The following is a 5197-nucleotide window of genomic DNA, read 5'->3' as shown; positions in this document are numbered from 1 at the left end:
GACACCGGCGGCCTGGTCGCCGAACTGCTGCGCCAGGCGGGCTCCACCGTCACGGGCGGCCGGGATCCAGTCGTGGCCATGGTGGGGGAACCGGGGGACCTCGCCGTCGGGCCAGGCCCTTGGCAGCCCTTTCAGACGCTCCTGCGGGACGCTGGCCTGGAGACCCATTTCTGCGGGATCACCGATCTGCGCCTCCGCAACGGCCGGGTGCTGTTTGGTGACATCCCGGTCGATCTGCTCTACCGGCTCTTCGTAACTGATCATATCGTTGATGACCCGGCGGCCGTTGAGATCACCGAGCAGGTCATGACAGCGCACGCCGAGGGGCGGGTGGTGTTCTGGACGTCGTTGGAGACCGAGGCTCTCCGGAACAAGAGCTGCATGGCCTTCCTGTCCGATCCCCGGCTGCGGACGTGGCTCCGCGACGACGAGCGGCAGCTGATCGATCGTCTCCTGCCGTGGACACGCTCCTTGCTCGGTGAGGCCGCACTGGAGGACCGCGAACTGGTGGAGCGCTGCCGTGACAGCCGGGAAAACCTGATCCTCAAGCCGAACGGGCTCTACGGCGGGCGCGGGATCACGGCTGGCTGGGAGGTGGACGACGACGAGTGGTGGCAAGCGGTGCAGGCCGGGGCGGCGGCCGGGGCGGTCCTGCAGGAGAGGGTGCTCCCGCGCCGAGAGCCCGTGGTCAATCCCGCGACCGGGCAGGTCGAATCCTGGGAGGCCTGCTGGGGGCTGTACTACACACCAGACGGCGGATATGCCGGTGGCGGCTGCCGGTTTCTGCCCTTCGGGAAGGCCACGATCAGCGACGTGGCACCGGCCGGGAGGCTGCCAGGGACCAGCATTTTCGAGTCCCGCCGTGCGGGTATCTTCCTGTACCCGGACGGATCGGATGCCGGCGGATCGGATGCCGGTAGCCGCGGCGCGGCCAGGGCGAGCTCGTGGTGACCGACACCAGCACGGGGAGCAGGACAAAGAACGGCACGGGTGTGCGGCGCCGGGAGCTCGGACACGACTTCGGACTGCTGTCGTCGGCCTACGCGATGCAGACCCTCGGCGAGGGTGTCCTGGTCAGCGCTTTGCCGTTGACGGCAAGCAGGCTCACCAGCGACCCGAAGCTGATTTCCTGGGTTCTGTTGGCGTGGGAACTGCCCTGGCTGTTGCTCGCGCTGCCCGGCGGCCTGATCGTGGACAGGTCCAACCGGCGGTGGTTGATGATCGGTGCCCAATCCGCGCAGCTGCTGCTGCTCGTCCTCCTGGCGACAGCCACGACCCTCGACGTCACGCGCATGTGGATGCTCTATGCCCTCGCTTTCGGGCTGGGCTCCGGCGACATCATCTTCATGGGCGCCAGCCGCGCGCTCATCCCGGATATCGTGCGGAACAAGGACCTGGAAGCCGCTAACGGCCGAAACATGACGGCCGAGACACTGGGGCGGAACTTCCTCGGACCACCCCTGGGCTCCGTGTTGTTTGTCTTTTTTCTGCCGTTGCCGTTCTGGCTGAACGCCGTGACCTATCTCGGCTCGATCGCGCTGATCGCCCGAATCCGCTATCGCGCGCCCCAGCCGGCGCCAGATCTCGCGGTCGGGGAGCGGCCCGAAACACAGGAGCGGCGTGGCCTGCTGGCCGAGCTTACCGCGGGCCTGCGGTGGCTGGTGCGCCACCCGGTGCTTCGAATCGTCGTGCTGCTGGCCGCCGTCAGCAATTTCTGTGTCCTCATGGGGCAGTCCGTTCTGGTGCTCTTCGCCAAGGACGTGCTCAACATAGGGGACAGCGGTTACGGGCTCCTGGTTGCCGCGATGGCCGTTGGTGGCGTTGTCGGCGGTCTGTTCAGCCGCAGGATCGTGAACGGATTCGGTGCCCGCGCGGTCGCCGTCACCGTGTCGCTGGCCAGTGCCCTGAGCCTGCTGGCCATCGGCTGTTTCGGCCGGCAGCCGGTCGTGGTCGCGGCAATTTTCTGCGTGTGGTCGACCGGCCTTGCGCTGTGGAACGTGATGGCCCAGTCGCTCAGCCAACGGCTGATTCCCGCTGGTCTGCGAGGCCGGGTGAACTCGGCTAGCCGGATGATTTGTTTCGGCGCGCTTCCCCTGGGCGCTCTCGCCGGTGGTTTCGCGGCGGACGCTTTCGGGCTGTCCGCGCCCTGGGTCATTGGTGGTGTGATCAATCTTGTGGTGGTCATATTCACGATACCGGCCCTGTTGCGATGGCCGGCAACGAACGGTGACCACCAGAAAGCCCCGGCGGCCGCCGGGGAGGCGACTTCGAAAAAATGATCGCCCGGATATCGGCGGGGATATTCCCGGCCGGGCCGCCGAATCCGTCGGCGGTTTGCCGAACTCCAGCGGAAACAAGGAGGAACCATGCAGGTTCGCGGACCGGCGCTGGCCGCCGCCATCTCACTCGCGCTCGCTGTCGGGCTGGTGGGCTGCGGTGCTGGCAGGAGTGCCGATAAGGATGGCGGTCGCGGCAAGAATACCACCGCCAGCATCAACCGGGTCGTCAGTATCGGTATCGGTGAGCCGAAGCACGGCCTGGTGCCTTCGGACACCGGGGAGACGCAGGGCTTACTTGTGCTCTCAGCACTGTTCGTCCCGTTGTTGAAGGCCGACAAGGAGGGCAGGCTACAAGAGGTCGCCGCCGAGTCCGTCACGACCAGGGACAACAAGGTCTGGACCATCAGAATCAAAGACGGATACACCTTCCACAACGGGGAGCGGGTGACCGCGGACAGCTACATCGAGGCGTGGCACCGGGCGGCGTACAAACCCAATGCCCAGGACACCAGTTATCTGTTTGCCAAGATCGATGGTTTTGCCGACGTCAACCCTGGCGCGGAAAGCGCGGTGCCGGTCACGGATCGGCTGAAGGGCCTCAAGAAGATCGACGACCGCACGTTTCAGGTCACCCTGGCCGCTCCGTATGTCAACTTCAGGGCGATGCTGATCAATCTGGCCTTCGCGCCGTTGCCGACGGCCGCTTTTGAAGGCAGTGGCTTCAACAAGGCCTTCGGAGAGGCACCCATCGGAGACGGCCCGTTCAGGATGAAGGGCGTCTGGCAGCATGACAGGTCTGTCGAAGTCACGCGTTATGATGCCTTTCCGGGAGAAAAGCCCAAGGTTAACGGCGTCCTTTTCAGGATCTACCCGACTCTTGACGCGCAGTATGACGACCTGCTCGCGGACAAGGTTGATGTGGCCCCGGTGCTCCCGCTCGGGAAATTGGCCGAGGCCAGGCGGGTTCTGGGCGAGCGGTTCCAGCTGAGCCCGCGGGCGGGGATCGGCTCGCTCGGTTTCCCGAGTTTCGATCCGAAGTACGCGGACCTGGCGGTGCGCCAGGCCATCTCGATGGCGATCAACCGTGAGAGTATCGTCGAGACCGTCTTTGACGGCACTCGCGTGGCGGCACACTCGTTCCTCCAGCCGGGCATTCCGGGTTATCGCGAGAACACCTGCGGTGCGGCGTGCCAGTTCAATCCGGCCAAAGCGAGGGAACTCCTGCGGCAGAGCGGCTTCACTGGCCCGGTGGAGATCACCTACAACGTCGACGGCGGTTCCAGGGACTGGGTCGACGCCGTCTGCGGCCAGCTCAAGGAGAATCTGGGTGTCGACTGCGTCGAGAAGGCTGAGGCGAAGTACAGCGACTTGCTCACCAAGCTCAAAGCCAGGACCCTTGGGCTCGGTGTGTTCCGCAGTGCCTGGACGTACGACTACCCGGCGCCGGAGAGCATCCTCAGCCCGCTTTACACCTGCAGCAGCCCGTCGAACTTCTACGGATACTGCAACCGGGATGTCGACAGCCTGATTTCCGCGGGCGATCTGGCCGGTAGCCCGGATACGGCGGTCACGTTCTACCAGCAGGCCGAGGACATCATCGCGAAGGATCTGCCCACAGTGCCGCTGTGGTATCTGCGACATGTCTACGGCTATACGGACAAGGTCAGGAACATCGAGGTCAACGACCTGGGTATGGTCGATTTCGGCAGGATCGAAGTCGTTTGACAGAAGATCATCAGTGGGTACCCCGGCGAGGGCGGCCAGCCGAGCCGGCACGGGAAGCCGTGTATCGGGCCGGTGCGCCGCCAGCGGCCCACCGCCGTCCGAAGCTAATGATCATTTATTGCGGGATGCGCGCCAGCTCCCGGCTTGCCACCCGGAAACGGCCTGTCTGAAAACGGACAGCTCTCACTGTTCCCCAACATTATCGCCAGCCATGTGCCCATGATATTTTCAGATCGAATCGATCACCTTCTGCGAGAGAATTCTCGGGCACCACGGAGGGCGGCTGGCGATGCTGGGCGCGAAGGACTATCAAGCGGCACTCGATTTGATACACACCATCAACGCGGATGACGACGGGCCGACCAGCCCGGCCGTGCTGGCGGGGATGCAGCGCCTGATCGGGAGCAGCTCGGCGGCGGTGACCATCATCGATCACCGCAGGAGACGCCTGGTCGGCGCGGCGGTTCAGCGCCCGGAGGACAATCTGTCACTCGTGCCGTCCTTCGAGCGGGACTTCATCCACCACCCCGCCTTCGGGGCGCACGATGCAGGCCGGATCCGGCAGGGCACGGTGCTGTCGCTGTCAGACCTCATGGATACGCGGAGCCTGTACCAGAATCCGCTGTACGCCACCTGCTACCGCCCGATCGGCATCATGGACCAGTTGTTGGCCTTTATCGGTGTGGACGTTTCCCGCGGAGTGGTGGCGATTTTCAATCGTTCCCGGCGCGGGGTATCGGCTCGCGACCGCGAGATGATCAAAATAATCATTCCTCATGTCGGCCAGGCGATGGAACGCCACCGTGAACGTCAGGCGCTGCTCGCCGCCGCGCACACAGCGGGCCAGCGCGCCGAGCCGCTGCCGCGGGCGGCGCGGCAGTTGCGAGGCCTGACTCCGCGGGAGCGCGAGGTGGCCGAGTCCCTGGCAGAGGGTGCGAGCGACCGGCAGATCGCCCGCGCGCTCGAGATCGCGGAGCGCACGGTGAACAAACACCTGGAGAACATCTACCGCAAGCTTGGCGTCAACAGCCGGACCGCGCTGCTGCTCCTGCTGCAGCGCGGTCCGTGTTGACCGGTACTGCTCGCGCCGGGAGCGTCGTCCCGGCCGCCAGCCCGAAGCGCCGCCCCGAACCTTTTGGATCTTTAAGAGCTGACAGGGCCGGCAGCGGTGAGCTACCTCGCGGCGATCGCTG

General features: G+C 65.3%; 3 protein-coding genes and 1 pseudogene. All 4 read left to right on the top strand.

Annotated features, from left to right (window positions below):
- A pseudogene (locus tag MJ783_RS07160) lies at positions 1–951 on the top strand (hypothetical protein); the annotation flags it as partial.
- Positions 948–2279, top strand: coding sequence for an MFS transporter (locus MJ783_RS07155; RefSeq protein WP_239309377.1), 1332 nt, complete (start codon positions 948–950; stop codon positions 2277–2279). The pseudogene MJ783_RS07160 and the gene MJ783_RS07155, both read left to right, overlap by 4 nt.
- An 87-nt stretch (positions 2280–2366) precedes the next feature.
- Positions 2367–4004 (top strand): ABC transporter substrate-binding protein, encoded by a 1638-nt coding sequence (locus MJ783_RS07150; protein WP_239309376.1) that lies wholly within the window; start codon positions 2367–2369, stop codon positions 4002–4004.
- Positions 4005–4293: 289 nt separating this feature from the next.
- On the top strand, positions 4294–5076 hold the full coding sequence (locus MJ783_RS07145) for a LuxR family transcriptional regulator (RefSeq protein ID WP_239309375.1): 783 nt from the start codon (positions 4294–4296) through the stop codon (positions 5074–5076).
- The last annotated feature ends 121 nt before the right edge of the window (positions 5077–5197 follow it).

Source organism: Protofrankia sp. Cj3, from assembly GCF_917627355.1.
In the GTDB taxonomy this organism is placed as follows: Bacteria; Actinomycetota; Actinomycetes; order Frankiales; family Frankiaceae; genus Protofrankia.
This window is presented reverse-complemented; position numbering and strand designations above follow the sequence as displayed.